Source organism: Streptomyces sp. AM8-1-1 (genome assembly GCF_032229325.1).
Lineage (GTDB): Bacteria > Actinomycetota > Actinomycetes > Streptomycetales > Streptomycetaceae > Streptomyces > Streptomyces achmelvichensis.
Genome location: NZ_CP135086.1, coordinates 2,277,052 through 2,302,989 on the forward strand (window position 1 = coordinate 2,277,052; position 25,938 = coordinate 2,302,989).

Sequence of the window (25,938 nt, forward strand, 5' to 3'; positions counted from 1 at the left end):
GGCAAACACCCCGAAAAGGTGAGCGGCCGGACACATAGGGTGTCCGGCCGTCTCCGTACCTTTCCGCCGCGGCGGATCCGCTCAGCTGATCTTGACGGGGTTGACGATGTCGGCGACCAGGACGAGCAGGGTGAAGCAGATGAAGATGCCCGCGACCACGTAGGCGACCGGCATCAGCTTGGCCACGTCGAAGGGGCCGGGATCGGGGCGCCGGAACAGCTTGGCGAGATTGCGGCGTACGGACTCCCACAGGGCGCCCGCGATATGACCGCCGTCCAGCGGCAGCAGCGGCAGCATGTTGAACAGGAACAGCGACAGGTTGAAGCCGGCGAGCAGCATCATGAACATCGCGATCAGGTTCTGTGCCGGTGCGTCGAGGTTCATCACCTCACCGCTGATACGGGCCGCACCGACCACGCCCACCGGGGAGTCGTCCTTGCGGTCGCCGTCGCTGAAGGCGGCGTTCCACAGGTCCGGGACCTTGGCGGGCAGCGCCACCATGGACTCGACACCGTTCTCGATCATGTCGCCCATGCGGTCGACCGAATCGGGGAAGGACAGCGGCAGGATCTCGGTCTTGGCGGCGAAGCCGAGGTAGCCCGCGGGGACGTACTGCCCGGGGACGACCTCGCCGTCGGCGTTCTTCTTGGCCACCGAGTTCTTGGCGAGCGTGGCCTCGAGGACCTGCTCCTGTCCGCCGCGCTCGACGGTGATGGTGGCCGGGCCGATGGTCTCGCGGATGCGGTTCGACAGGGTGGCCCAGTCGTCGACCGGCTTGCCGTTGAAGGCGACGATCTTGTCGCCCGTCTTCAGCCCGGCGGCCTCGGCGGGCGAGACCGGGTCGCCCTTGGCGCAGGTGTCACGGTTCTCGCTCTGGGAGATGACGCACTTCTGGACCCCGGCGACCTCGGTGGTCTGGGTCGCGAAGCCGAAGGTCATCGCCACCCCGAGGAAGATCGCGACGGCGAGGATCAGGTTCATGAACGGCCCGGCGAACATCACGATCACGCGCTTCCAGGGCTTGCGCGTGTAGAAGAGCCGCTTCTCGTCCCCGGGCTTCAGTTCCTCGAAGGCCGCCGAGCGGGCGTCCTCGATCATTCCGCGCCAGGGCGACGTCGACCGCGCCTCCAGCCGGCCGTCCTCGCCGGGCGGGAACATCCCGATCATGCGGATGTAGCCGCCCATGGGGATGGCCTTGATGCCGTACTCCGTCTCGCCCTTGTGCCGCGACCAGATGGTCGGGCCGAAGCCGACCATGTACTGGGGGACGCGGATGCCGAAGAGCTTGGCCGTGGAAAGGTGGCCGAGCTCGTGCCAGGCGATGGAGATCAGCAGCCCCACTGCGAAGAGAGCTATGCCGAGGACCGTCAACAGAATCGTCATGCGCGAGCCTCCGCCGTAGCCTTCACTGCCAGTTCCCGGGCCCTCGCCCGGGCCCAGGTCTCCGCTTCCAGGACGTCCGACACCGTCAGCCGGGTTCCCTCGGCGGGCACTCCGTGTTCGGTGACGACTTCGGTGACCGTATCCAGGATTCCGTTGAACGGCAGCCGCCCTGCGAGAAACGCGTCGACGCACTCCTCGTTCGCGGCATTGAACACCGCCGGCGCCGTGCCGCCCAGCTGCCCCACGTGCCGGGCGAGTCCGACGGACGGGAACGCCTCGGTGTCCAGCGGGAAGAACTCCCAGGTCGACGCCGTGGTCCAGTCGAAAGCCGGGGCGGCGCCCGGGACCCGCTCGGGCCAGCCGATGCCGACGGCGATCGGTCCGCGCATGTCGGGCGGGGTGGCCTGGGCGATGGTCGATCCGTCCGTGAACTCCACCATCGAGTGGACATAGGACTGAGGGTGGACGACGACCTCGATGCGGTCGAACGGGATGTCGTAGAGGAGGTGCGCCTCGATGACCTCCAGTCCCTTGTTGACCAGCGTCGCGCTGTTGATGGTGATCACCGGGCCCATCGCCCAGGTGGGGTGCGCGAGGGCGTCGTCGGGGGTGACGTTCGCCAGTTCCGCGCGGGTCCGGCCGCGGAAGGGGCCGCCCGACGCGGTGACGACGAGCTTGCGCACATCGGCCCGGGTGCCCGCGGCCAGCGCCTGGAAGAGTGCCGCGTGCTCGGAGTCGACCGGGATGATCTGGCCGGGCGCGGCGAGCGCCTTCACCAACGGCCCGCCGACGATGAGCGACTCCTTGTTGGCGAGGGCGAGAGTGCGGCCCGCCTCGAGCGCGGCAAGGGTCGGGGCGAGGCCGATGGAGCCGGTGATGCCGTTGAGCACGGTGTGGCAGGCGGAGGCGGCGAGCTGGGTGGCGGCGTCCGGCCCGGCGAGGATCTCCGGCAGGGGCTCGGTGCCGTACTGCCCCGCGAGCGCCTCGCGCAGCGCGGGCACGGCGTCCTCGCGTGCCACGGCCACCGTGTCGACCCGCAGCTGCCGGGCCTGCTCGGCCAGGAGCCCGACCCGTCCGCCGGCGGCGGAGAGCGCGGTGACGCGGAAGCGGTCGGGGTTGCGCAGGACCAGGTCGATGGCCTGCGTGCCGATGGACCCGGTGGAGCCGAGGACGACGATGTCCCGGCGGCCTTCGGACGGATCGAAGGCGATATGGGGGTCGGCGAGAGGGGATGGGCTGTCGCTCATCCCCCCATTGTGGCCGCATCCGCTGTGCGGTCGGACAGTGCGTCCCGCGAACCGGCGCCCGGGCCGGGTGAACGGGGGCCGCGTGCACGGCCGGGCACCGGATGCCGGTCGGCGCGTCGGTGCCCCGGCCGCCGCTGATCCGGAGATCGACGACGGCCGGGGCACCGGGCGCGCACGGGTCAGCGGATGGGGCGGTGGACATTCTCCCGCTGCGCCGGGCCCGGGGTCGCGTCCGCGATCCAGGGGCCTTCGCCGCTCGGGTCGACGATGCCCTCCTCCAGCCAGGTGTACGTGCCGGACAGCACACCGCCCACGACCTTGTTGTCGAGGTCGTCGGTGTTCGACCACAGACGGGTGAAGAGTTCCTCGACCCGGATGCGGGACTGCCGGCAGAACACGTCGGCCAGCTGGTACGCCTCACGGCCGTGCGCCTCGGTGGTGCGCAGCAGTTCGGCACGTACGCAGGCCGCGCTCATCGCGAACAGTTCGGCTCCGATGTCGACGATCCGGCCGAGGAAGCCCTGCTTCGTCTCCATGCGGCCCTGCCAGCGGGACATCGCGTAGAACGTCGAGCGGGCGAGCTTGCGGGCCGAACGCTCGACGTAGCGCAGGTGTCCGGACAGATCCGGGTGCCCGGGCGGGTGGAATTCGTTGTACGTGCGCGGTAGTTGACCCGGACCGGTGACCAGCTTCGGCAGCCAGCGGGCGTAGAAGGCCGCCGCGTTGGCGCCGGCCCTCGCCTTGTCGCCGAGCGTCTTGTCGGGGTCGATGATGTCCCCGGCCACGGCGAGATGCGCGTCGACGGCCTCGCGGGCGATCAGCAGATGCATGATCTCGGTGGAGCCCTCGAAGATGCGGTTGATGCGCAGGTCGCGCAGCATCTGCTCGGCGGGGACGGCCCGTTCGCCGCGCGCCGCCAGCGAGTCGGCGGTCTCGAAGCCGCGGCCGCCGCGGATCTGCACCAGCTCGTCCGCCATCAGCCAGGCCATCTCGGAGCCGTAGAGCTTGGCGAGCGCCGCCTCGATACGGATGTCGTTGCGGTCCTCGTCGGCCATCTGGGACGAGAGGTCGAGCACCGCCTCCAGCGCGAAGGTGGTCGCCGCGATGAAGGAGATCTTCGCGCCGACGGCCTCGTGCTTGGCGACCGGCCTGCCCCACTGCTCGCGCACCGCCGACCATTCACGGGCGATCTTCAGGCACCACTTGCCCGCTCCGACACACATCGCGGGCAGCGAGAGCCGGCCCGTGTTGAGCGTGGTGAGGGCGATCTTGAGTCCGGCACCTTCGGCGCCGATGCGGTTGGCGGCCGGGACGCGGACCTTGTGGAAGCGGGTGACGCCGTTCTCCAGGCCGCGCAGGCCCATGAAGGCGTTCCGGTTCTCGACGGTGATGCCCTCGCTCGCGGCTTCGACGACGAAGGCGGTGATGCCGCCCTTGTGCCCCTCGGACTTGGGCACACGGGCCATCACGACGAGGAGGTCGGCGACGACGCCGTTGGTGGTCCAGAGCTTGACGCCGTCGAGGATGTAGTCGTCGCCGTCGGGGACGGCGGTGGTGGCGAGACGGGCGGGGTCCGAGCCGACGTCCGGCTCGGTCAGCAGGAAGGCGGAGATATCGGTACGGGCAAGGCGCGGCAGGAACGCGTCCTTCTGCTCCTGCGTGCCGAAGATCTTCAGGGGCTGCGGTACGCCGATCGACTGGTGCGCCGACAGGAGCGCGCCGATCGCGGGGTTGGCGGAGCCGACGAGCGCCAGGGCCTTGTTGTAGTACACCTGGGTGAGGCCGAGGCCGCCGTACTTGATGTCGATCTTCATACCGAGGGCGCCGAGCTCCTTGAGCCCGTCGATCACCTCGTCGGGGATCCGCGCCTCGCGCTCGATGAGCGCGCCGTCGATCCGGGTCTCGCAGAAGTCGCGCAGTTTCGCGAGGAATTCCTCGCCGCGGCGGGCGTCCTCGCCGGCGGGCATGGGATGCGGATGGATCAGGTCGAGCCGGAAGCGGCCGAGGAACAGTTCCTTGGCGAAGCTCGGCTTGCGCCAGTCCTTCTCGCGCGCGGCTTCGGCGACCTGTCGTGCTTCACGCTCGCTGACCTTGGGACGGTTTTTCTCGAGTGGTGCGGTCATGAGGCTCACCTCGCCGCGAGTCGGGGCCGGGGGCATGGGCCGGGGCACGGAAGCGCCTTTACCGGCCGGTGCTACTCGTTCGTAGTACCCGATTACCGCGCGCTCCACCAGTCCGCGTGCCGCACCGAAAGCCCCCTCCGACGGGGTACGGGAACGGCCGGAGCCCCCGCACAGTGGGCTCCGGCCGTGGTCGGTGACGTACGGGCGCTACAGGGCCAGTCCAGTGAGGACCAGAACCCGCTCGTACGTGTAGTCGTCCATCGCGAAGGCCACGCCCTCGCGGCCGACACCGGACTGCTTGGCTCCGCCGTACGGCATCTGGTCCGCGCGGTAGGACGGCACATCGCCGATGATCACGCCGCCGACCTCCAGCGCGCGGTGGGCACGGAAGGCGGTCTGTACGTCGTGGGTGAACACGCCTGCCTGAAGGCCGTACTTGGAGTCGTTGACCGCGGCGAAGGCCTCGGCCTCGCCGTCCACCTTGCGGATGGTGAGGACGGGCCCGAAGACCTCCTCGCAGGCGATGGTGGAGTCGGCGGGGACGTCGGCGAGGACGGTCGGCGCGTACGACGCACCGTCACGCTTGCCGCCGGCCAGGAGCGTGGCGCCCGCCTGCACGGCCTCGTCGACCCACGCCTCGACGCGCTTCGCGGCGTCCTCGCTGACGAGGGGGCCGACATCGGTGGCGTCGTCGGACGGGTCACCGGTGACCTGGGCCTCGACCGCCGCGACGATCTTGGGGACCAGGCGGTCGTGGACGGAGGCGTCGGCAATGACGCGCTGCACGGAGATGCAGGACTGGCCGCCCTGGTAGTTGGAGAAGGTGGCGATACGGGTCGCCGCCCAGTCCAGGTCCTTCTCGGAGGCGAAGTCGCCGAGGACCACGGCCGCGCCGTTGCCGCCGAGCTCCAGGGTGCAGTGCTTGCGCGGCACGGAGTCCATGATCGCGAAGCCGACCTTGTCGGAACCGGTGAAGGAGATGACCGGCAGCCGCTCGTCCTGGACGAGGGCGGGCATCTTGTCGTTCGGCACCGGCAGCACGGACCAGGAGCCCGCGGGCAGCTCGGTCTCGGCGAGCAGCTCGCCGATGATCAGGCCGGAGAGCGGGGTGGCGGGCGCGGGCTTGAGGATGATCGGCGCGCCGACGGCGATCGCCGGGGCGATCTTGTGCGCGCAGAGGTTCAGCGGGAAGTTGAACGGCGCGATCCCGAGGACGACACCCTTGGGGAAGCGGCGGGTGAGCGCGAGACGGCCCTGGCCGCCGGCGTCGGTGTCCAGGCGCTGGGCCTCGCCACCGTTGAAGCGGCGAGCCTCCTCGGCGGCGAACCGGAAGACGGACACGGCACGGCCGACCTCGCCGCGGGCCCACTTGACGGGCTTGCCGTTCTCGGCGGAGATGAGCTGCGCGATCTCCTCGGTGCGCTCGACGAGCCGGCGCGACACGTGGTCGAGGGCGGCGGCGCGTACGTGGGCGGGGGTGGCGGCGAACTCGTCGCGCACGGCGTACGCGGCGGCGACCGCCTCCTCGACCTGGGCCTCGGTCGGGACGGAGACCTGACCGACGAGCCGTCCGTCCCAGGGGGAGGTGACGTCGAAGGTGGCCTCACCGGTGGCCTGACGGCCGGCGAGCCAGAAGGCGTGGGTGGAAGTCATGTCCCGGCCCTTCCGAGATAGATGGGGATGTCTGCGCCCCACGGTAGGGGCGGGAGGCCGTCCTGGCGTTTGTCCGCGATGGAGTGTTGTCGGGCCCGCCCCCGCCGCTTTGTCGTGCGGGTGGCAGCCCCCTTGGACGACGCGGCGAACGGGCCCCGGGGATCGTGCGGATCGTGCGGCGGCAGAACCCGCCGTTCCCTGCCACCACCCCCGCCTCACCGCCGACGTTCCGTCGAGACGATCAGGCACACCCCCGCCACCACCACCGCTCCTCCCAGCGCGATCGGCCACGACAGCTCCTCGTTCAGGATCAGCGCACCGAGCAGCACCGCCACCACCGGATTGACGTACGCGTACGTCGCCACCAGCGACAGCGGGGCCGAGTGCAGCAGCCACGCGTATGCCGTGAACGCCACGATCGAGCCGAACACCACCAGATACGCGAGCGCCGTCCAGGAGCGGGCCGAGACCTCGCCGAGGACGAAGCCGTGCTGCTCCCCGCGGCCGAGGCCCACCAGCGCGCAGCCGATGCCGCCCGCCACCATCTCGTACGCACTCGCGGCGAAGGGGTTCGCCGGCATCGGGATGCGCGACGAGGAGAACGAGCCGACCGACCACATCAGGGTCCCGACGATCACCGTGAGGACGCCCCACAGCTGTACATCACCGCTGAGGCCGGGCAGCGTCAGAACCGCGAGGCCCGCCAGTCCGAGGAGGACGCCGCAGTACGCCCCGAGGCCGGGCCGTTCGCCGGACGCCCTGCGCAGGACGACGACCCAGGCCGGTACGACGGCGATCAGCAGCGCGGCGAGGCCCGAGGGCACCGTTGTCTCGGCGAGAACGACGAGGCCGTTGCCGCCGAGCAGGAGCAGCAGGCCGACCATCGCGGCGGACGCCAGCTGCCTGCGGGTGACCTTGAGCGCGGACGGGCCCTGCCGCCAGGCCACGAGCGCTCCGAGGACGAGTCCCGCGACGACGAAGCGCGCGCCGGCGGACAGGAAGGGCGGCATCGTCTCGACCACGATGCGGATGCCGAGGTACGTGGAGCCCCAGACGACGTAGACGATGGCGAGCGCCGCCCAGACGGCTCCGGAGATCCGGCGGTCGGGGGCGGAAACCCCGTCGACCCCGGTTCCGGCGCCGGCGAGAGTTTCGGCAGAGGTGCAGGCAGCGGATGTGCCGGATGCGGATGTGCCGGATGAGGCAGCGCGTCGTGTCATCGGTCCTTCTCGTCCCTGGACGGCGCACAGGAACCCCCGACGCCGGCGACCACGAGGCAGGACACTAGGCATTTCGGCGACCGAGTGCCAGATTTCTGCCCGAGTTCGGGCACCGAAAGGGAAAATCTTTCAAGGAGTGGCCGAATTCCGCGAGTTCGGGAGTCCGGGCGTCGCGGAGTTCGAGGGGTCGGGCCGTCCGCGCACCCGGAACGGCCGACGGTTCAGGCGGAACCGGCCGACGTCTTCAGCGCCAGCCACAACTCCATCCGGACGTCCGGGTCGTCCAGCGACCGCCCGAGGATCTCCTCCACCCGCCGCATCCGGTACCGCAAGGTGTGACGGTGCACGCCGAGGTCCGCCGCCGCCGCGTCCCACTGGCCGTGCCGCGAGAGCCACGCCCGCAGCGAGGCCACCAGATCGCCCCGCCCGGTCGCGTCGTGCTCGTAGAGCGCCCGCAGCATGCCGTCCGCGAACGCCCGTACCGCGTCGTCCGCGAGCAGCGGGAGGATCGATCCCGCCGCCAGTTCCTCGTGCTCGACGAGGGCCCGGCCGCGCCGCCGGGCGACCGAGAGCGCCTGCTCGCACTGCTTGTAGGCGCCCGCCGCCGCTATCGGTCCGGTGGGGGCCGAGAGTCCGACGACCAGCGCTGCGTCGTCGGACTCCTGTTCGCCGTACGCCGCCGTGCAGGCGGTGACCACGGCGCCGCCGTCCGCGGCCAGCACCACCAGCCGGTCCTCCGTGTCCGGCACCGCGAGCACCGGCTCGGCCGCACGCGCCGCCGCCGATTCCAGCATGTCGGCGAAAGCCTGGAGGGGCTGCTCCGCGCCCGGCGCCTGCTCCCCCGCCGGCTCGGCGATCAGCAGCCGGAAAGGTGCGTCGAGCAGCCCGCCGTAGAGGTCTCCGGCGACCGCGCGCGCATGGTCGGGCTGACCGGACAGCAGCATCCGCAGCACCGCGGCGCCGAGCCGCTGCTCCGCCTCCTGGAACGCTCGCGAGCGCTCCGTGGACAGGGTGAGCAGGGCGACGGCCGAGTGGACGGCGTACCGCGACGCGGTGCCCAGTGGCGCGCCCGTGCCGACGGCCAGCGCACCGCGCACCCGCCGTCCGCTGCCGAGCGACTGGAGTTCGACGCGGTCGTCGTCGGTGTCGCCGACGACCGCGCTCGCGGGCGCCGCCCGCTCCCGCAGCCGTTCCACGTCCCCGGTGAGGCGGGCCGCCCGCCGCGCGGCCCACTCGGGCGAGGCCGCGACGACGGAGCCCGATGCGTCGTACAGCGCGGCCCAGCCGTCGACGTGGGCGGCCAGTTTGGCGACGACCGCGCCGGGGCCCTCGGCCAGCGCTGCCCGGGTCAGTTCCCGCTGGACCTCGAAGCCGGCGGTCACAGCGCGGTACTGGTCGGCCGCGATCGCCGCGGAGACCGCCTTGCTGATGGCGAGGAAGGGTGTGCGGCGCGGCACGGCGAGGAGCGGGAAATCCTCCGCCTTCGCCGCGTCGAGCAGCGCGTCCGGGATGTCCTCGTAGTACACGCCGACCGCGAAGCCGAGCCCGACGACACCGGCGCCCACCAGCCTGCGCACATAGCGGCGCATGGCCTCGGGGTCCTCGGCGTCCAGGGTCATCGCCGTGACGAGCAGCAGCTCGCCGCCCTCCATGTACGGCACCGGGTCGGCGAGCTCGCTGACGTGGGCCCAGCGCACGGGCGTCTCGAGCCGGTCCTCCCCGGAGCGCACGGTGAGTTTGAGCGCCGAGTGCTGGACGAGCGAGGCGAGCGTGGGCGGCATGGGACTTCTCGGCCCTTCGAGCAGCGATGAATTTCGCCGTCCCGTATGAACGGCGTACTTCGATTCTGCCAGGGCGTAGCAGTACGGGCTCCGCGGCGGGAGCCCGTACCTCAGCCGCGCGGACTCCGGTCTCAGGTGCGCAAGTCCACCAGCAGCGGAGGCGCGTGCTCGCCGCGGACGCTGGTGAGGGAGAGCACGGCGTGGCCGGCCGGGACCGCGTGCGCCAGGTCCGAGGCGGACCAGCGGGCCCGCTCGACCTCCCGGACCGTGATCGCCTCGGCCGTGGCCGCCTTGCCGGTGACCAGGCGGCGCATCATGTGCAGCGCCTTGGTCAGCGGTTCGTCGGAGATGATCTGCCGGTTGGTGACATCGCGGGTCTGGACCCATTCGGTGCCCCAGGCCTCGGCGAACCGTCCGCCGTCCCAGGGCGCGAGTCCGGCGAACGCCATCCGGCAGCCGACCGCACCGAGCAGCGGTCCGCGCAGCGGCTCGGGCACGTCCTCCAGGGTCCGCAGTGCGAAGACGACACCGGCGTTGGCGGAGCGCAGCCGCTGGACGGCGCGCACCGAGTCCGCGGTGACGGTGTAGGTCGCGTCGTCGAGGACGAGCGCGGCGAACAGCGAACGGTCCGACCGGGTCAGCGCTGCTTCGGTGAACTGCGCGAGGATCAGCCGCGCCACGATCCGCGAGGCCTCGGCGTGCCCCCGCTCGGGCAGGTCGACGCGGACGCGCAGCGGGTGTTCGATGGCGCGGAGCGAAAACTGCCGCCCGCCGCCGTCGGTGCGGAAGAACGTGGCGAAGGCGGGCCGGTCCAGGAAGGCGATCCGCTCGGCGAGCAGGACGCCGATGTCGTCGGCGCGGGCGGACTGCCGCTCCCGGGCGTCCAGCTCCCGCAGCTGCGCCGCGGCGACCGGATCGCCCTGCGACTCCAGCGCGGCCCGCAGCGCTCCGACGGCGACGGGAGCGCCGCTGAGCAGTTCCCGCAGCTCGGGTACGGCGGGGAAGCGTCCGTGGACGCAGCGGTACGGCCCGATCAGCTGGGCGAGCGCGGTCGCGGCCCGCCGGCTGTCGCCGCCGGGCAGGGTGGCGGCGAGATCCCCGACGAGCGCCTCGGCGAGCACGCGAGCCGCCTCGTCGGGGTCGTCGGCGCCGCCGTAGAGGTCGAGGTCGTGGGTGGAATCGGGGCGTCCGACGGAGATGACCAGGTCGAAGGCGTCGTCGGGCGCGGCGGCGGCCCCCTGCGCGGTGACGGTGACGACGGCGGCGCGGTTGGCGAGGGCCTGGAGGCACAGGGACTCGACGACGGGCCGCACCAGCCGCACGCTCTTCCCGGACCCGGAGGGCCCGACGGCGAGGAGGGAGGTCCCGAGGAGGGCGGGTTCGAGGGCGACACCGGTGGTGCGGCGTGCGTAGGAATTGCGCGGGTCGTCGACCACGGTGCCGATCTTGACCTGTGCGGTGGCGAGGTCGTGCGTGGCACTGCGCACGGCCAGGTCCCGACGGCCGGAGGGGTGGGCGCAGGCGGCGGGCCCGTCCCTGCGCACGGTGTCGGCGAAGGCGGAGAGCCGGTCGGGCCTGGCGTGCACTCCCTGCCAGGCGCGCCGGATCCGGGCGTAGTCCACATCGCCGAGCGTTCCGCGTGCGGTGGCGTCGGCGAGCCGGGCGGCGGCCTCGCCCAGACCGGCGGCGCGCAGCTCGGGCCAGTCGGCGGGGTCGGCTTCCGGCGGAGGCGGGGGCGCGGCCGCCGGCCCGGCGGTCCCCAGCCGACGCCGTACGGGCGGCCACGTGCCGATCCGCCCGACAGCCGCGATCACTGCGGCCACGAGCAGCACGTAGTAGATGTTCGACACCCAGGTGAGCCATGTGACGGTACGGGGCATTTCGCGCCACACGCCCGGCAGCAGGACGAAGAGCGGCCACAGCGGCACGCCGTAGCGCTGCCAGACCTCGCGCCAGTTGCCCACCCGCCCGAAGCCGACGGCGAGCAGACCGAGGACGAGGGCGTCGTAGAGGTAGGTCGCGGCGACGAAGAGTTCCGCGTTCTGGCTGCCCTGTGCCCGCCAGTCGTCCGGGACCAGCCACAGCATCGGCAGCAGCCACCAGTCCTTGACGAAGAACCACCAACCGTCCAGGTAGCCGTTCCACAGCAGTGACCAGAGGAGCCAGCCGCAGAGGTAGGCGATGAAGGCGCCACTGAACAGCTGGCGGGCGGGCACGAGGTCCGGTTCCTCCTGCGGCCGCTCACGGTGGTCCAGACGCCAGATCCCGGGGGCGGCGGCAGGCCGCGGGATGCGCAGCCATTCGGCGACCGCCAGGCGGGACACCGGCGCCTGCGCCGGCCGCGCGGGGGTTCCGGGCGGCATCGACGGCTCGTCGGGTGGTGGCCCGGCGGGACGTGGCACGGAATCGGACCGCGTACCGCGTGCGTCGAATGTGCCTTCGGATTCCATGAAACCGCTGCCCCCTGACCAGCCAGGCCCGCTCTGTGCACGGTCAATCTAGTGCCCCGGTGGGGGTAGTTCACCGATTCGCCCCGCCCGGCGTTCGCGAAGGCCCTTCCGCGCCCGCCTATGTCCGGCACGGACAACGACACACCCCCAACACTCCCGAACGGCGCATGCCCACCCCCCTCCCCCGCGCCTAGCCTGCGGAGAAAGAAACACGAAGCGTCCCACAGCACCCCAGGAGCCCCTCATGACCGCAATCCCGCAGGAGCGCCGCGTCGTCACCGCCATTCCCGGACCGAAGTCCGTGGAGCTTCAGTCCCGCCGCACCGCCGCGGTCGCCAGTGGCGTGGGGTCCGTGCTGCCCGTCTTCACCGCGCGCGCCGGCGGCGGGATCATCGAGGACGTCGACGGCAACCGGCTCATCGACTTCGGGTCGGGCATCGCCGTGACCTCCGTCGGCGCCTCCGCCGAGGCCGTCGTACGCCGCGCGACCGCGCAGCTCGCCGACTTCACCCACACCTGTTTCATGGTCACGCCGTACGAGGGCTACGTCGCGGTCGCCGAGGCCCTCGCCGAGCTGACGCCGGGCGACCACGCGAAGAAGTCCGCGCTGTTCAACTCGGGCGCCGAGGCCGTCGAGAACGCCGTCAAGATCGCCCGCGCCTACACCAAGCGCCAGGCCGTCGTCGTCTTCGACCACGGCTACCACGGCCGTACCAACCTGACGATGGCGCTGACCGCCAAGAACATGCCGTACAAGAACGGCTTCGGTCCGTTCGCGCCCGAGGTCTACCGCGTCCCGGTGGCGTACGGCTACCGCTGGCCGACCGGCGCCGAGAACGCCGGCGCCGAGGCGTCCGCCCAGGCCATCGACATGATCAACAAGCAGGTCGGCGCCGAGAACGTCGCCGCGATCATCATCGAGCCGGTCCTCGGCGAGGGCGGCTTCATCGAGCCGGCCAAGGGCTTCCTGCCGGCGATCGCGCAGTTCGCCAAGGACAACGGCATCGTCTTCGTCGCGGACGAGATCCAGTCCGGCTTCTGCCGTACCGGCGAGTGGTTCGCGTGCGAGGACGAGGGCATCGTCCCGGACCTGATCACCACCGCCAAGGGCATCGCGGGCGGTCTGCCGCTCGCCGCCGTGACGGGCCGCGCCGAGATCATGGACGCCCCGCACGCGGGCGGCCTCGGCGGTACGTACGGCGGCAACCCGGTGGCCTGTGCCGGTGCGCTCGGCGCCATCGAGACCATGAAGGAGCTCGACCTCAACGGCAAGGCCAAGCGCATCGAGGAGGTCATGAAGAGCCGCCTGGGCGCGATGGCCGAGAAGTTCGACATCATCGGCGACATCCGCGGGCGCGGCGCCATGATCGCGATCGAGCTGGTGAACGACCGCGAGACCAAGGAGCCGAACGCGGCCGCGACCGCCGCGCTCGCCAAGGCCTGCCACGCCGAGGGCCTGCTGGTCCTGACCTGTGGCACCTACGGCAACGTGCTGCGCTTCCTGCCGCCGCTGGTGATCGGCGAGGACCTGCTCAACGAGGGTCTGGACATCCTCGAGCAGGCGTTCGCGGGCGTCTGACCAGGCGCTCGAACCGTGGGCCCGAGCATCACCGGAACAGCCGCCCGGACCATGGTTGATCAGCGGCGGAGCAGCCGGAACGGTCGGGGCCTGTGAAGAACGTGTGGGGGGCCGATGGCGGGATGGAGATCCGTCTGTCGGTCCCCCCGGCCCCTGCCGTACGGTTTCTGCAGATGAGAGAAACACCCCGCTCGCAGGGGACTGCGGGCGACTCCAGGCCGAGGCCTCCCCAGCTTCGTCCTGGCCGTGCCCTCGCGCACACCACTGGAGCTTCTGGCTCCGGAACTCCTCACCGATCGGATGGCCGCCCGCCCCAAACCCCCCGGGGCGCGCGGCAAACCGGTCAGGCCGGCCGCTTCGGAACTACCCCCCCTGTTCCGAGGTGGCCGGCTTTTCCTCGTCAGGTGTGGCCGGCCGTCCTGTGCGCCGTGCTCTTCTCGCTGATCACCTGGCAGGTCGCCGCCGGCGGACCCCTGCGCTCGTTGGACGAGCGCGTCGAACTCCGCATCGCCGGCCACGGACCCCGGCCGCTCACCGAGGCGCTGGCCGACCTCGGCAGCGTGGCCGTTGCTCTGCCCGTGCTGGCCGCCGCCCTCGCGTACGCCCTGTGGCGCGACAGAAGGGCCGCGCGCCGTGACGCTCTGGTCGCCGTCCTCACGATGGCCGCCGTGCCCGCGCTGGTCGTGCCGCTCAAGGCACTGATCGACCGCCAGGGACCGCTCACCGACGCGGGCGGCTACTACCCCTCCGGCCATACGGCGACCGCGATGGTCGCCTACGGCACGGCCGCGCTGCTCCTCGCCCCGTATCTGCGATTGCGACGGTCGATGCCCGTCGCCCTGGTGCTCACCCTGGCGACGGGCATCGGTCTGGTGCTGCGCGGCTACCACTGGCCGCTGGACGTCATCGGCAGCTGGTGCCTGTGCGGGATGCTGCTGCTGATCAGCTCCAGCGGTATGCGTCGAAATTCCGGGAGAACTCCCACTGGTTGAAGCGGTCCCAGTTGATGGACCACGTCATCAGTCCGCGCAGGGCGGGCCAGGTGCCGTGGGTCGCGTACGAGCCGCAGCTCACCTTCTTCGTCAGACAGTCGAGCGCCTTGTTCACCTCGGCGGGTGAGGTGTGCCCGTTGCCCGCCTGGGTGGACGCCGGCAGACCGATGGCGACCTGCTCGGGCCGCAGGGCGGGGAAGAACTTCGACTGGTCACCGGCCACCGGGAAGCCGGTGAGCAGCATGTCGGTCATGGCGATGTGGAAGTCCGCGCCGCCCATCGAGTGGTACTGGTTGTCCAGACCCATGATCGAGCCGGAGTTGTAGTCCTGGACGTGCAGCAGGGTGAGGTCGTCCCGCAGCGCGTGGATGACGGGGAGGTAGGAGCCGGCGCGCGGGTCCTGGCCGCCCCAGGGGCCGGAGCCGTAGTACTGGTAGCCCAGCTGCACGAAGAAGGTCTCCGGGGCCATCGTGAGGACGAAGTCCGGGCCGTACTTCGCCTTGAGGGTCTTGATCGCCGAGATGAGGTTGACGATCACCGGTGAGGTCGGCGAGCGGAAGTCCGTGTCCCCGGTGTTCAGCGAGAGGGAGTGGCCCTCGAAGTCGATGTCCAGGCCGTCGAGACCGTACTCGTCGATGATCTTCGAGACGGAGGAGACGAAGGTGTCACGCGCGGCCGTACTGCCCAGCTGCACCTGCCCGTTGGCGCCGCCGATGGAGATCAGGACCTTCTTGCCGGCGGCCTGCTTCGCCTTGATGGCGGCCTTGAACTCGGCGACGGACTCGACGTTCGGGCACTCGGCCGCCGGGCAGAGGCTGAAGCGGATGTCGCCGGAGGTGACCGATGTGGGTTCGCCGAAGGCGAGGTTGATGACGTCCCAGGAGTCGGGGACGTCCGCCATGCGGGTGTAGCCGGAGCCGTTGGCGAAACTGGCGTGCAGATAGCCGACGAGGGCGTGGGCCGGGAGGCCGGCGCCCGGGTTGCCGCCGCCGGTGGTGGTGGTCGCGCCGACGACCGCGGACTTCGGGGACTCGCCCGCGCTGTTGGTCGCGGTGACCTGGAAGCTGTACGTCGTGCTGGGCGACAGCCCCGTCACGGTGGCCGACGTCCCCGTCACGGAGGTGACCTTGGCGCCGCCGCGGTAGACGTTGTAGCCGGTGGCGCCGGAGACGGGCGACCAGCTCAGCGGTACGGAGGTGGAGCCCGGCGATCCCGCGGTGAGGCCGGTGGGGGCGGCCGGCAGCTGGACCGGGTCGCCGCCCGGGCCGAACAGGGAGACGTCGTCCGCGTGGTAGGCCGCCGTGCCGTACCAGCCGTGGGTGTAGATGGTCACCGAGGTGGTCGAGGCGCCGGTGCGGAAGCTCGTCGAGAGTTTCTGCCAGCCGGACGCGGACGGTGTCCAGGTGGAGACGTCGGTGGTACCGGTGCCGGAGGTGCCGAGGTAGACGTAGCCGCCCTGGACCCAGCCACTGAGGGTGTAGTCGGAGTTGGGCTTGACGGTGACACTCTGACTGCACTTGGCGTTGTCGCTTCCGGCCGGGGTGGCCTTCAACGCCGAACTCCCGCTGCGCACGGGCGAACTGACGACGACTCCACTGCCCGTCGTGCAGCTCCAGCCGGTGAGACCGGCCTCGAAGCCGCCGTTGCGGGCGACTTCGGCGTCGGCCGCCTCGGCGGCTGTGGACGTGGCGACAAGTCCGCCGAGGGCGAGCGCGGCCGCCGTCAGGGCGGCCGAGAGTCTGGTGCGGTCCACAACTGCCTCCGGGCATGGGGGGATTCGAGTGGGAGCTCCCGCAATTTGGTCCAGACCAATGCGGTTGTCAAGACCTCTGACAGCGGCACACGAAGCCGGCGGGGTCCGGACGACAGGCCCTGGCCCCTCACTCCCCCTCGCGTCGCGCCATGGCCCCCGCCGCCTCGTGCATCGCGAGTTCCAGCAGCGTCGGATCCGTGAGCGTGCCCGAGCCGTCCGGCACGACGAGCCAGCGCACCCCGCCGCCACCGGCCCGCCCCGGGTAGGGCACGACGATCCAGGTGCCGGCGCCCGCGCTGCGCACACCGGTCCCGAGCCACCGTGCGGCCGTGCCGGGCGGCACGAAAAACCCCATGCGGGAGTCGCCGAAGTCGGCGAGCACCGGCCCCGGCCTGTCGACCAGCCTGCTCAGCACATCGAGCGTCGGATAGCCCAGCTCTCCCGGCAGGATCAGTACGTCCCAGCGCCTGCCGGCGGGCAGCAGCGCGACGCCCAGAGGGTTGCGCTCCCACTCCCACCGGCAGGCTTCCGGGTCCGGTGCGACCGACGCCAGCCACTCCACCGCGGTCCTGGCCCCCGAGTCGTTCATGACCCCTACTCCCTTCCCTGCGCACCGACGGTGCGTTCACAGGGGAGAGCGGCCCGGGGCCGTCGTATGACGCGGGTTGGGGCTACCAGTTGGTAGTGATCTGGGTCACGCCGGGTCAGCTGTCGAAGCCGAGGCCCATCCGGTCCATGGCTCGCAGCCATACATTGCGCCGCCCGCCCTGGGCGTCCGCCCTGGCCAGCGCCCACTTGGTGAGCCCGATACCGGCCCAGGCGACGGGCTCGGGCGGGAAGGGCATCGGCTTGCTGCGCACCATCTCCAGCTCCGTGCGCTCGGTGCGCTCCCCCGACAGCAGGTCGAGCATCACATCGGCGCCGAAGCGCGTGGCGCCGACCCCCAGACCGGTGTAGCCGGCGGCGTAGGCGACCTTGCCGCCGTGCGCCGTGCCGAAGAACGCGGAGAACCGCGAACAGGTGTCGATCGCCCCGCCCCACGCATGACTGAAGCGCAGCCCCTCCAGCTGCGGGAAGCAGCGGAAGAAGTGGCCGGCGAGCTTCAGATAGGTCTCGGGCCGGTGGTCCAGCTCCGCGCTGACCTTCCCGCCGTACGGATAGATCGCGTCGTAACCGCCCCACAGGATGCGGTGGTCGGCGGTGATCCGGAAGTAGTGGAACTGGTTGGCGACGTCGCCGAGGCCCTGCCGGCCCTCCCAGCCGATCTCGGCGCGCTGCTGCTCGCTGAGCGGTTCGGTCATCAGGGCGTAGTCGTAGACCGGGACGGTGTACGCGCGCACCCGCTTCACCAGCGACGGGAAGACATTGGTGCCGAGCGCGACCCGGCGGGCGAAGACCCGGCCGTACGGGGTGCGGACGGCCATTCCCGCACCGGACGCGGCGAGTTCGAGGCCGCGGGTGTTCTCGTAGATGCGGACCCCGAGGCCGCGGCAGGCCTCCTTTAGGCCCCAGGCGAGCTTCGCCGGGTTCAGCATGGCGACACCGCGGCGGTCCCACAGCCCGCCGAGGAAGGTCGGGGAGTTCACCTCGGCGCGCACCGCGTCGGCGTCGAGGAGTTCGAGTCCGTCGAAACCGTGTCGCCGCGCCTCCTCGTGCATCTCCGCCAGCTCCGCGACCTGGTACGGCTCGGTGGCGACGTCGATCTCGCCGGTGCGCTCGAAGTCGCAGTAGATGCCGTGGCGTGCCACCGCCTCCTCGATGGCGTCGAGGTTGCGGTCGCCGAGCTCCTCCAGTCGTGCGAGCTCACCGGGCCAGCGGGCGATCCCGTTGCCGAGACCGTGGGTGAGCGAGGCGGCGCAGAAGCCGCCGTTGCGGCCCGAGGCGGCCCAGCCCACCTCGTGCCCCTCGATCAGGACGACGTCCCGGCCGGGGTCGCGCTCCTTGGCGAGCAGCGCGGTCCACAGTCCGCTGTAGCCGCCGCCGACGACGAGGAGGTCGCAGTGCTCGTCACCGGTGAGCGCGGGCAGGGCGGCGGGTCTGGCGGGATCGTCCAGCCAGAAGGCGACGGGCTGGGCGTCGGAAAGGGATGAGGCAAAGGTCATGGCGTCTGGGGCCATGGTTTCCACTCCTTCGAGGGCCTTGCGGGCCTTGCGGGCCCTACTTGGCCGCGGCGCTGTTCTTTCTCCGGCCGCTGATCAGCTGGCCGGCCACGACGATCAGTACGGCGATGACGAACATGGCCGTGCCGATGACGTTGATCTGGACGGGCGTTCCGCGCTGGGCCGAGCCCCACACGAACATGGGGAAGGTGACGGTGTTGCCCGAGTTGAAGTTGGTGATGATGAAGTCGTCGAACGAGAGGGCGAAGGCGAGCATCGCGCCGGCGGCGATGCCGGGTGCCGCGATCGGCAGCGTGACCCGCAGGAAGGTCTGCACGGGTCCCGCGTACAGGTCACGGGCTGCTTCCTCGAGACGGGGGTCCATCGACAGCACGCGCGCCTTGACCGCCACCACCACGAAGCTGAGGCAGAACATGGTGTGCGCGATGAGGATGGTCCAGAAGCCCAGCTGGGCGCCCAGGTTGAGGAAGAGCGTGAGCAGCGAGGCGGCCATGACCACCTCGGGCATCGCCATCGGCAGGAAGATCAGCGAGTTGATCGCGCCGCGCGCCCGGAAGCGGTAGCGGACCAGCGCGAAGGCGATCATCGAACCGAGCACGGTGGCGCCGATCGTCGCCCACAGGGCGATCTGGAGCGACAGCGACAGCGAGCCGCACATGTCGGCCACGCCGCACGGGTCGCGCCACGCGTCGGTGGAGAACTCGCGCCAGGAGTAGTTGAACCGCCCGGCCGGCTTGTTGAACGAGAACACCATCACGACGATGTTCGGCAGAATCAGATACGCGAGCGTGAGCAGGCCCGCGATCACCACGAGGTTGCGCCGTATCCAACGCATCAGACCAGATCCTCCGTCCCGGCCCGCCGGATGTAGACCGTGACCACGATCAGCACGACTGCCATGAGAATGAACGACAACGCGGCCGCGGTCGGGTAGTCGAGCACCCTCAGGAACTGCGACTGGATGACGTTTCCGACCATTCGGGTGTCCGTGGAGCCGAGCAGTTCGGCGTTCACGTAGTCGCCGCTGGCCGGGATGAAGGTCAGCAGCGTCCCGGAGACCACACCCGGCATGGACAGCGGGAAGGTCACCTTGCGGAAGGTGGTGGACGGCTTCGCGTACAGGTCCCCCGCCGCTTCGTGGAGCCGGGGGTCGATCCGCTCCAGCGAGGTGTAGAGCGGCAGGATCATGAAGGGCAGGAAGTTGTACGTGAGACCGGTGACCACGGCCAGCGGTGTGGCCAGCACCCGGCTGCCGTCGGTCATCCCGAGCCAGTTGGTGACGTCGAGGAAGCCGATGGAGTTGAGCGTCTCCACCACGGGTCCGCTGTCCGCGAGGATCGTCTTCCAGGCGAGCGTGCGGATCAGGAAGCTGGTGAAGAACGGCGCGATGACCAGGACCAGCAGCAAATTGCGCCAGCGGCCGGCCTTGAACGCGATCAGATACGCGAGCGGGTAGCCGAACAGCAGACACAGCGCGGTGGCCGTGCCCGCGTAGAGCACCGAGCGCAGGAACTGCGGCCAGTACTCGGTGAGCGCGTCCCAGTACGTCTGGAAGTGCCAGGTGACCTGGAAGCCCTCCTCCAGCGAGCCGGTCTGCACCGAGGTCGACGCCTGGTACACCAGCGGCAGCGCGAAGAAGACCAGCAGCCACAGCATGCCGGGCAGCAGGAGCCAGTACGGCACCAGCTTGCGGCGCACGGACGGCTTGTGGACGACCGGTTCGGGGGCGGGTGGCGCGGGCGGCGCCGCGGTGACGGTCACGGCGTCGCCTCCACCGTCTCCACACCGGCGTCGATGTCCTGGCCGGCGTCGAGACCGAAGGTGTGCTCGGGGTTCCAGTGCAGGACGACCCGGGCGCCGGGGACCAGCCGGGGGTCCCGCTCGATGTTCTGCGCGTACACCTCCAGTTCCGGGCAGACCGGGCTGTCGATGACGTACTGCGTGGAGACGCCGATGAAGCTGGAGTCGGCGATGGTGCCGGTGAAGCGGTTGCGGCCGTCCGCGATGCTTCCCGCGTCGTCCGCGTGCGCCAGCGATATCTTCTCCGGCCGCACGCCGACCAGCAGCTTTCCGCCGGCGGTGGGCGCGGTCGCGCAGCGCTGCGCGGGCAGCCGCAGCTTGGCGTCGGCGGCGGTGACGACGACCTCCCCGCCGGTGTTCGACGCCACCTCGGCCTCGATGAGGTTGGAGGTGCCGAGGAAGTTGGCGACGAAGGTGGTCTGCGGGTTCTCGTAGAGCTCGGCGGGTGCGCCCAGTTGCTCGACACGTCCGCCGTTCATCACCGCGACGGTGTCGGCCATGGTCATGGCCTCCTCCTGGTCGTGGGTGACATGGACGAAGGTGATGCCGACCTCGGTCTGGATGCGCTTGAGCTCCAGCTGCATCTGGCGGCGCAGCTTGAGGTCCAGGGCGCCGAGCGGCTCGTCGAGCAGCAGCACCTGGGGGTGGTTGATGAGCGCGCGGGCCACGGCCACGCGCTGCTGCTGTCCGCCGGAGAGCTGGTGCGGCTTGCGCTGGGCGAAGTCTCCGAGCTGGACGAGGTCGAGCATGTCGCCGACCTGCTTCTTCACCGACTTGATGCCGCGGCGGCGCAGGCCGAACGCGACGTTCTCGTAGATGTCGAGGTGCGGGAAGAGCGCATAGCTCTGGAAGACGGTGTTGACGGGGCGTTTGTGCGGCGGCAGGCCGGTGACGTCTCTGTCGCCGAGGAATACGGATCCGGTGGTCGGGTCCTCCAGACCGGCGATCATCCGCAGGGTGGTGGTCTTGCCGCAGCCGGACGCGCCGAGCAGGGCGAAGAACGAGCCCTGCGGGACGGTCAGGTCCAGCGGGTGCACCGCGGTGAAGGAGCCGTAGGTCTTGCCGATCCCGGAGAGGCGGACTTCGCCGCCCGCAGTCTTGTCAGTCATGGGTCGCGATCCCGGTGGTGTCGGTGGAGCGGACGAGGTCAGGCGCCGATGAGCTTGGCGAACTTCTCTTCGTAGGCCTTCTCTTCCGCACTGGTGAGGGAGCGGAAGGAGTGGGACTTGGCGGCCATGGCCTTGTCCGGGAGGATCAGGGTGTTCGAGGCCAGCTCGGGGTCGATCTTCGCCAGTTCGGCGCCGACACCCTCCACCGGGCAGACGTAGTTGATGTACGCGGCGAGCTGGGCCGCCACCGGGAGTTCGTAGTAGTAGTCGATGAGCCGGGTGGCGTTGCGCTGGTGCCTGGCCTGCGCCGGGACCAGCAGGTTGTCGCTGGAGGTGATGTAGCCGGGGGCCGGGATCGCGTACTGGATCGCGGGGTTGTCGGCCTGAAGCTGGATGACGTCACCGGCCCAGGCCAGACAGGCCGCGAGGTCGCCCTTGTCCAGGTCCGAGGTGTAGTCGTTGCCGGTGAAACGGCGGATCTGCTTCTTGTCGACGCCCTTCTGGAGCCGGCCGATGGCGGCGTCGTAGTCGGCGTCGGTGAACTTCGCCGGGTCCTTGCCGATGTCCAGCAGCGTCATGCCGACGGTGTCGCGCATCTCCGTGAGGAAGCCGACGCGGCCCTTGAGGGAGGGGTCGTCGAGCAGCTGGGTGACGGAGTCCACCTTCTTCCCGCCGGTCGCCTTGGTGTTGTAGGCGATGACCGTCGAGATGCCCGTCCAGGGGTAGGAGAACGAGCGTCCCGGGTCCCAGTCGGGGCTGCGGAACTGGGCGGAGAGGTTCGCGTACGCGTGGGGCAGCAGCGACGGGTCGAGCTTCTGCACCCAGCCGAGGCGGATCATCCGGGAGGCCAGCCAGTCGGTGACGCATATCAGGTCGCGGCCGGTTTCCTGGCCGGCGGCGAGCTGCGGCTGGATCTTGCCGAAGAACTCGACGTTGTCGTTGATGTCCTCGGTGTACTTGACCTTGATCCCGGTGCGCCGGGTGAACTCGGTCAGTGTGGGACGGCTCTTCTCGTCCTCACTGACGTCCATGTACTCCGTCCAGTTGGAGAAGGCGATCTGCTTCTCCTTCGCGGAGTGGTCGTCCGAGGCCGCTTCGCCCTCGCGCTTGGCGGGCGGGATTCCGCAGGAGCTCAGCGCGCCGATGCCGCCGACGGTGAGGGCTCCGACGCCGGTGGCGCGCAGCATCGAACGGCGGGTGAGGGCTCCCCGGCCGTTGGTCAGACTGCGCCGCACCGCGGCCAGTTGGGCCGCGGACAGGCCGTCGGGCTCGTTGTGGTCCATGAACAGTGCCCTTTCGGGATGGGTGCCGCTGGTCGGGCGGTGCTGGCTATCGGTCCCCGAAGACGGTGCGGTGCCAGTCCTTGCGGACGACCGCGGTGTTGTCGAACATCACGTGCTTGACCTGCGTGTACTCCTCGAAGGAGTAGACGGACATGTCCTTTCCGAAGCCGGAGGCCTTGTAGCCGCCGTGGGGCATCTCGCTGATGATCGGGATGTGGTCGTTGACCCACACGCAGCCGGCCTTGATCTCACGGGTGGCGCGGCCGGCGCGGTAGACGTCCCGGGTCCAGGCCGAGGCGGCGAGGCCGTACGGGGTGTCGTTGGCGAGCGCGATGCCGTCGTCGTCGGAGTCGAAGGGGAGGACGACCAGGACCGGGCCGAAGATCTCGGCCTGCACGATCTCGCTGTCCTGGGCGGCGCCGGCGATCAGGGTGGGCCGGTAGTAGGCGCCGCTCTTCAGTGCCCCCTGCGGCGCCTCGCCGCCGGTGACGACGGTGGCGTAGCCGCGCGCCCGGTCCACGAAGGCGGCGACGCGGTCGCGCTGGAGGTGGGAGACGAGCGGGCCGAGGTCGGTCGCCGGGTCGAAGGGGTCGCCCAGCCGCACGGTGGCCATCAGATCGGCCACTCCGCTGACGAACGCGTCGTAGAGCGGGCGCTGCACATAGGCACGGGTGGCGGCGGTGCAGTCCTGGCCGGTGTTGATGAGGGAGCCGGCGACCGCCCCGTGCACCGCCGACTCCAGGTCCGCGTCGTCGAAGACGAGGAAGGGGGCCTTGCCGCCGAGTTCGAGGTGCAGCCGCTTCACGGTGGAGGTGGCGATCTCGGCGACGCGCTTGCCGACGGCGGTGGAGCCGGTGAAGGACGTCATGGCGACGTCCGGGTGCCCGACCAGATGCTCGCCCGCGTCCCGGCCCGCGCCGTTGACGACGTTGACGACGCCGTCGGGGATGCCCGCCTCGGTCGCGGCCGCCGCGAACATCAGGGAGGTCAGCGGGGTGATCTCGGCGGGCTTGAGCACGATGGTGTTGCCGGCGGCGATGGCCGGCAGGACCTTCCAGGCCGCCATCTGGAGCGGGTAGTTCCAGGGCGCGATGGAGCCGACGACCCCGATGGCCTCCCTGCGTACGTAGGAGGTGTGGTCGCCGCTGTACTCGCCGGCCGACTGGCCCTGGAGGTGGCGGGCGGCGCCGGCGAAGAAGGCGGTGTTGTCGACGGTGCCCGGCACATCGAACTCGGTGCTGAGTTTGATCGGCTTGCCGCACTGGAGGGACTCCGCGCCGGCCAGGTCCTCGGACTGCTCGGCGAGCACCGACGCGAACCGGTGCAGGGCGTCGGAGCGCTCGCCCGGCGTGGCACCCGACCAGGCCGGGAACGCGTCGCGCGCGGCGGCGACGGCCGCGTCGACGTCGGCGGCCCCGGCGAGCTCGTAGCTGTGGACCGTCTCACCGGTCGCGGGGTCCACGATGTCCTGCGTACGTCCTGAGGTGCCGGACCGCGGTCGGCCGCCGATGTACTGCGCGCCGTCCGCGAAGCGGTCCTGCACCTGGAAGCGGTTGCCCATGACGCTCTCCGTTGTCCCAGCTCGATTTGAGTGCCGATCCTGGCAGAGCACCTGTTGCCCAACAAGTGATTCCGTAGTTGCCTTTTGGTTACGCGACGGATTCGGTCGACCATGTGTCGCGTTGCGCCCCTCATCCCCGTACGGAGTGTCAGTGGTGGATGCGAGACTCGCGTGCATGGGGATGGATGAGCTGATCCGGCAGGTCAGCAGCGGTCGACATGTCAAGTATCTGCACTTCTGGGGGCACGCACCGCGCAAGGACGGTCGCATAGGTCCGAGCTGCCTCAGCCAGTGGTGGGAGGCGCCCTTCGAGGTGGACGGCGTGCGGTACGCGACGGCCGAGCACTGGATGATGGCCCACAAGGCACGGCTGTTCGGCGACGCGGAGGCGGAGCGGAAGGCGCTCGACGCGACGAACCCGGGGGCGGCGAAGCGGGCCGGGCGCGAGGTGCGCGGTTTCGACGACAGGCTCTGGAAGCGGGAGCGGTTCGCGATCGTCCGCTCGGGCAGCGTGCACAAGTTCGCCCAGCATGCGGCGCTGCGGGAGTTCCTGCTGGCCACGGGAGACCGGGTGCTCGTCGAGGCCAGCCCGCTGGACCGGATCTGGGGTATCGGGCTGGCCGCGGACGACGAGCGGGCGCAGGACCCCACGCGCTGGCGCGGGCAGAACCTGCTGGGATTCGCGCTGATGGAGGCGCGCGAGGAGCTGCGGACTGCCGGGGAGCAGGGCACCTAGGGGGCAGGGCTTGCAGGGCGCCGAGGCCGGGCGCGGGTGCGGGTCGGCGAGGGCGCGCGCCGGCCCAGGAGCCCGCGGCCGCGACCCGTCGGCGGACAGGCTTCCCAGCGGCAGTGGGCCGGAGCTACGGGTGCGGGACCCGGCCACGGGGCTGCCGACGCGAGCCGGCCCGGGGAGCAGGGTTGCTGGGCGTCAGGCGCCCCGACAGCCGGGACTGCGGGTGCGGCACCGGCCCGGGGGCCTGATCGACGCGAGCCGGCCCGGGGAGCAGGGTTGCTGGGCGTCAGGCGCCCCGACAGCCCGGGGCTGCGAGTGCGGCACCGGCCCGGGGGCCTGATCGACGCGAACCGGCCCGGGTGCCTGCTGGCGCGAACCGCCCAGGAACGCGTGGTCCGGTCAGCGCGCGGCCGAGAGCGCGGCGGGCTGCGCGGCGCCGTCGATCACCAGCGTGTTGCCGAAGTCGTCGTTCCTGTTCCGCTCGTCGTTGATCGCCTCGGTGATGCCCCAGGCCAGCAGGCCGACGACGACCAGGCCGATGACGATGCCGACGGACCCGAGGATGATCCCGGAGAGCGCCATCCCGCCGTTGGTGGCCTCGCCGCGCTGGACCCGCTTGCGGCCCAGGATGCCGAAGATCAGCGCCAGGACGCCGAGGACGATGGCGACGACGCCGTAGAGGCAGAACAGGCAGACGGACAGGATGCCGAGCACCATCGCCGTGGTGCCCATGCCGTTCGCCGGGGCCGCCTGCCAGCCGGGCTGGCCGTAGGTCTGGTAGCCGGGGTATCCGGCGTGACCGAAGGGATCGCTGGCGGGACCCGTCACCGGAGGGGCCGCGGGGTAGCCGTACGGGCCGGGAGCGGGCTGGGCGGGCCCGCCCGGGGCTATCGGGGGCGGCGGCACCGAGCCGGTGTCCCCGACACCGGGCATGGACGTGACCGTCATCTGGTCGTGCACCGGCGGCACCGACGGAGCCGGGATGGCGGGCTTGTGCAGCGGAACCTTGTCCTGCGGCGCAGTGCTCGCCGGCGGAGCCCACGGGTCGCGGTCACGGGGCTCGGGTCCGCCCGGCGGCTGGGCCTGGTTCTCTGCCATGGTTCTCCCCCATCGTGGTTCGCGCTCATGCTACGGCCTGCCCCGTGTCACGG

At 70.9% G+C, this 25,938-nt stretch carries 19 protein-coding genes; 3 read left to right on the forward strand and 16 right to left on the reverse strand.

Annotated elements, in window-relative coordinates:
• Positions 1 to 81: 81 nt before the first annotated feature.
• From RPQ07_RS10165 to RPQ07_RS10195, 7 genes are all read right to left on the reverse strand, one after another.
• Positions 82 to 1,383 carry a site-2 protease family protein gene (locus RPQ07_RS10165; protein WP_313943784.1) on the reverse strand — a complete coding sequence of 434 codons (1,302 nt, stop codon included), beginning with the start codon at positions 1,381 to 1,383 and terminating at the stop codon, positions 82 to 84.
• Positions 1,380 to 2,630, reverse strand: a complete 1,251-nt coding sequence (gene dxr, locus RPQ07_RS10170; RefSeq protein WP_313943785.1) for a 1-deoxy-D-xylulose-5-phosphate reductoisomerase — start codon at positions 2,628 to 2,630, stop codon at positions 1,380 to 1,382. Before dxr ends, RPQ07_RS10165 begins: the two co-directional genes overlap by 4 nt.
• Positions 2,631 to 2,809: 179 nt before the next feature.
• A complete protein-coding gene (locus RPQ07_RS10175; RefSeq protein WP_313943786.1) occupies positions 2,810 to 4,753 on the reverse strand; it encodes an acyl-CoA dehydrogenase family protein in 1,944 nt (647 codons plus the stop codon).
• 207 nt (positions 4,754 to 4,960) lie between these two features.
• Positions 4,961 to 6,406 (reverse strand): aldehyde dehydrogenase family protein, encoded by a 1,446-nt coding sequence (locus RPQ07_RS10180; protein ID WP_313943787.1) that lies wholly within the window; start codon positions 6,404 to 6,406, stop codon positions 4,961 to 4,963.
• A 215-nt stretch (positions 6,407 to 6,621) separates the two neighbouring features.
• Positions 6,622 to 7,626 (reverse strand): EamA family transporter, encoded by a 1,005-nt coding sequence (locus tag RPQ07_RS10185; protein WP_313943788.1) that lies wholly within the window; start codon positions 7,624 to 7,626, stop codon positions 6,622 to 6,624.
• Between the two features lie 221 nt (positions 7,627 to 7,847).
• The gene (locus tag RPQ07_RS10190) at positions 7,848 to 9,407 is read right to left on the reverse strand and encodes a PucR family transcriptional regulator (RefSeq protein WP_313943789.1); all 1,560 of its coding nucleotides are present in this window, start codon (positions 9,405 to 9,407) and stop codon (positions 7,848 to 7,850) included.
• 131 nt (positions 9,408 to 9,538) lie between these two features.
• Positions 9,539 to 11,770, reverse strand: coding sequence for an ATP/GTP-binding protein (locus RPQ07_RS10195; RefSeq protein ID WP_313943790.1), 2,232 nt, complete (start codon positions 11,768 to 11,770; stop codon positions 9,539 to 9,541).
• Between the two features lie 331 nt (positions 11,771 to 12,101).
• On the opposite strand from RPQ07_RS10195, the gene gabT reads away from it, so the two are divergent.
• Together gabT and RPQ07_RS10205 are read left to right on the forward strand one after the other, a co-directional pair.
• Positions 12,102 to 13,436 carry a 4-aminobutyrate--2-oxoglutarate transaminase gene (gabT, locus tag RPQ07_RS10200; RefSeq protein ID WP_313943791.1) on the forward strand — a complete coding sequence of 445 codons (1,335 nt, stop codon included), beginning with the start codon at positions 12,102 to 12,104 and terminating at the stop codon, positions 13,434 to 13,436.
• 173 nt (positions 13,437 to 13,609) lie between these two features.
• Complete coding sequence (locus tag RPQ07_RS10205; RefSeq protein WP_313943792.1) at positions 13,610 to 14,428, forward strand: phosphatase PAP2 family protein; 819 nt, start codon at positions 13,610 to 13,612, stop codon at positions 14,426 to 14,428.
• On the opposite strand, the gene RPQ07_RS10210 is transcribed toward RPQ07_RS10205, so the two are convergent.
• The 8 genes from RPQ07_RS10210 to RPQ07_RS10245 form a co-directional block, all read right to left on the reverse strand.
• Positions 14,379 to 16,181: a glycoside hydrolase family 18 protein gene (locus RPQ07_RS10210; RefSeq protein WP_313943793.1), complete on the reverse strand. Its 1,803-nt coding sequence runs from the start codon at positions 16,179 to 16,181 to the stop codon at positions 14,379 to 14,381. The genes RPQ07_RS10205 and RPQ07_RS10210 overlap by 50 nt on opposite strands.
• 127 nt (positions 16,182 to 16,308) lie before the next feature.
• Entirely contained in the window at positions 16,309 to 16,770 is a 462-nt protein-coding gene (locus tag RPQ07_RS10215; protein ID WP_313943794.1) for a hypothetical protein, read from the reverse strand.
• 115 nt (positions 16,771 to 16,885) lie between these two features.
• A complete protein-coding gene (locus RPQ07_RS10220; RefSeq protein WP_313943795.1) occupies positions 16,886 to 18,298 on the reverse strand; it encodes an FAD-binding oxidoreductase in 1,413 nt (470 codons plus the stop codon).
• A gap of 40 nt (positions 18,299 to 18,338) precedes the next feature.
• Positions 18,339 to 19,136 carry an ABC transporter permease gene (locus RPQ07_RS10225; RefSeq protein WP_313943796.1) on the reverse strand — a complete coding sequence of 266 codons (798 nt, stop codon included), beginning with the start codon at positions 19,134 to 19,136 and terminating at the stop codon, positions 18,339 to 18,341.
• Entirely contained in the window at positions 19,136 to 20,062 is a 927-nt protein-coding gene (locus RPQ07_RS10230) for an ABC transporter permease (protein WP_313943797.1), read from the reverse strand. Before RPQ07_RS10230 ends, RPQ07_RS10225 begins: the two co-directional genes overlap by 1 nt.
• Positions 20,059 to 21,210, reverse strand: a complete 1,152-nt coding sequence (locus tag RPQ07_RS10235; protein WP_313943798.1) for an ABC transporter ATP-binding protein — start codon at positions 21,208 to 21,210, stop codon at positions 20,059 to 20,061. The genes RPQ07_RS10230 and RPQ07_RS10235 overlap by 4 nt, the downstream gene beginning before the upstream one ends.
• A gap of 38 nt (positions 21,211 to 21,248) precedes the next feature.
• A complete protein-coding gene (locus tag RPQ07_RS10240; protein WP_313943799.1) occupies positions 21,249 to 22,493 on the reverse strand; it encodes a spermidine/putrescine ABC transporter substrate-binding protein in 1,245 nt (414 codons plus the stop codon).
• A 46-nt stretch (positions 22,494 to 22,539) separates the two neighbouring features.
• Positions 22,540 to 24,054 (reverse strand): gamma-aminobutyraldehyde dehydrogenase, encoded by a 1,515-nt coding sequence (locus tag RPQ07_RS10245; protein WP_313943800.1) that lies wholly within the window; start codon positions 24,052 to 24,054, stop codon positions 22,540 to 22,542.
• 175 nt (positions 24,055 to 24,229) lie between these two features.
• Here RPQ07_RS10245 and RPQ07_RS10250 point away from each other — a divergent pair, with 175 nt between their 5' ends.
• Positions 24,230 to 24,790 (forward strand): NADAR family protein, encoded by a 561-nt coding sequence (locus RPQ07_RS10250; RefSeq protein WP_313943801.1) that lies wholly within the window; start codon positions 24,230 to 24,232, stop codon positions 24,788 to 24,790.
• A 396-nt stretch (positions 24,791 to 25,186) separates the two neighbouring features.
• Here RPQ07_RS10250 and RPQ07_RS10255 read toward each other — a convergent pair whose 3' ends face one another.
• Positions 25,187 to 25,885: a DUF4190 domain-containing protein gene (locus RPQ07_RS10255; protein WP_313943802.1), complete on the reverse strand. Its 699-nt coding sequence runs from the start codon at positions 25,883 to 25,885 to the stop codon at positions 25,187 to 25,189.
• Between the last annotated feature and the right edge of the window lie 53 nt (positions 25,886 to 25,938).

Coding starts and splice junctions, on each gene's coding strand:
- RPQ07_RS10190 (WP_313943789.1), bottom strand. CDS start 9,407: ATGCCGCCCACGCTCGCCTCGCTCGTCCAGCACTCGGCGCTCAAACTC.
- RPQ07_RS10215 (WP_313943794.1), bottom strand. CDS start 16,770: ATGAACGACTCGGGGGCCAGGACCGCGGTGGAGTGGCTGGCGTCGGTC.
- RPQ07_RS10220 (WP_313943795.1), bottom strand. CDS start 18,298: ATGGCCCCAGACGCCATGACCTTTGCCTCATCCCTTTCCGACGCCCAG.
- RPQ07_RS10245 (WP_313943800.1), bottom strand. CDS start 24,054: ATGGGCAACCGCTTCCAGGTGCAGGACCGCTTCGCGGACGGCGCGCAG.
- RPQ07_RS10180 (WP_313943787.1), bottom strand. CDS start 6,406: ATGACTTCCACCCACGCCTTCTGGCTCGCCGGCCGTCAGGCCACCGGT.
- gabT (WP_313943791.1), top strand. CDS start 12,102: ATGACCGCAATCCCGCAGGAGCGCCGCGTCGTCACCGCCATTCCCGGA.
- RPQ07_RS10205 (WP_313943792.1), top strand. CDS start 13,610: ATGAGAGAAACACCCCGCTCGCAGGGGACTGCGGGCGACTCCAGGCCG.
- RPQ07_RS10175 (WP_313943786.1), bottom strand. CDS start 4,753: ATGACCGCACCACTCGAGAAAAACCGTCCCAAGGTCAGCGAGCGTGAA.
- RPQ07_RS10255 (WP_313943802.1), bottom strand. CDS start 25,885: ATGGCAGAGAACCAGGCCCAGCCGCCGGGCGGACCCGAGCCCCGTGAC.
- RPQ07_RS10195 (WP_313943790.1), bottom strand. CDS start 11,770: ATGCCGCCCGGAACCCCCGCGCGGCCGGCGCAGGCGCCGGTGTCCCGC.
- RPQ07_RS10185 (WP_313943788.1), bottom strand. CDS start 7,626: ATGACACGACGCGCTGCCTCATCCGGCACATCCGCATCCGGCACATCC.
- RPQ07_RS10165 (WP_313943784.1), bottom strand. CDS start 1,383: ATGACGATTCTGTTGACGGTCCTCGGCATAGCTCTCTTCGCAGTGGGG.
- dxr (WP_313943785.1), bottom strand. CDS start 2,630: ATGAGCGACAGCCCATCCCCTCTCGCCGACCCCCATATCGCCTTCGAT.
- RPQ07_RS10225 (WP_313943796.1), bottom strand. CDS start 19,136: ATGCGTTGGATACGGCGCAACCTCGTGGTGATCGCGGGCCTGCTCACG.
- RPQ07_RS10240 (WP_313943799.1), bottom strand. CDS start 22,493: ATGGACCACAACGAGCCCGACGGCCTGTCCGCGGCCCAACTGGCCGCG.
- RPQ07_RS10250 (WP_313943801.1), top strand. CDS start 24,230: ATGGGGATGGATGAGCTGATCCGGCAGGTCAGCAGCGGTCGACATGTC.
- RPQ07_RS10235 (WP_313943798.1), bottom strand. CDS start 21,210: ATGACTGACAAGACTGCGGGCGGCGAAGTCCGCCTCTCCGGGATCGGC.